The following is a 984-nucleotide window of genomic DNA, read 5'->3' as shown; positions in this document are numbered from 1 at the left end:
TTGGGCTTCTGCTCAGTCCGATGATAGCAGCGGTAGCGATGAGCTTATCGTCAGTCTCGGTGATTGGTAACGTAACGCGCTCAGGTTGAGGGGTTTGGATTTATCGAAATAGCACTGGGTATCAAGATCGAACATAATATGGTTTAAAAATACCTAAGATAATCTAATAAGAAACACCGTTTGAAAGGGCTAACACTGCATGCAGTGGTGGCTCTTTTTTATAGACTATAACGATAATTGAACTGTCAAATTTATAATCTTTTAATTTATAAACTCTTCTTGTATCTGAGATTTTAAACTTAAATCAGCATATATCTGTTTGAATCTGCGGTTCTCTTTAAGCTCTTTTAGACGCTTCACATCAGATGCTTCTATACCACCATATTTAGACTTCCATTTGTAGAAGGTTAAACTAGTGATATCGTATTTACGGCATAGATCTTTGGCAGAAAACCCCACATCAGCTTCTTTTAAAATGGATACAATTTGCGTTTCAGTGATACGTTTGCTCATGTTAAAACGTTTTATGGATGTTTTATAAAAAACTCTATGGCTAAGGTGTATTAGTTTAGGAGATAGTTATACGAGCATAGAATTTTTATAACCTTTCATCAGCAACTTTTATGCTGATCTCTCGTATATGTTTCTTAGGTTTGTAATTTGGCCTTAAACCTTCTTAATAAAATGATGTCTATTGCACATAACTGACATTAACTGCTCTAGTAGAGCTATGCATTCACATACAAATAAGATACCATCGACAATATCTTCTTAGTCGACTGGTGTACAGCCTACAATATTGTATTTACAGCGATATTTATAACAACTTTATATTAACCTTTTGGACAGTGTTCTTATGAAATTTAGAAAAGATATTAATGGCCTTAGGGCAATCGCAGTTATCGCTGTTCTGCTATTCCATTTCAACCCTTCTTGGATGCCAGGGGGATTTGCTGGCGTTGATGTCTTTTTTGTAATTTCAGG

1 protein-coding gene is annotated in these 984 nt (G+C 35.4%); it reads right to left on the bottom strand.

Features of this window, described 5'->3' with window-relative positions; translation table 11 throughout:
- Positions 1–261 precede the first annotated feature (261 nt).
- The gene (locus ACS8FD_RS17165) at positions 262–513 is read right to left on the bottom strand and encodes a transposase (protein ID WP_439261047.1); all 252 of its coding nucleotides are present in this window, start codon (positions 511–513) and stop codon (positions 262–264) included.
- Positions 514–984: the final 471 nt, after the last annotated feature.

This window comes from Psychrobacter sp. 1U2 (genome assembly GCF_051847575.1).
This window is presented reverse-complemented; position numbering and strand designations above follow the sequence as displayed.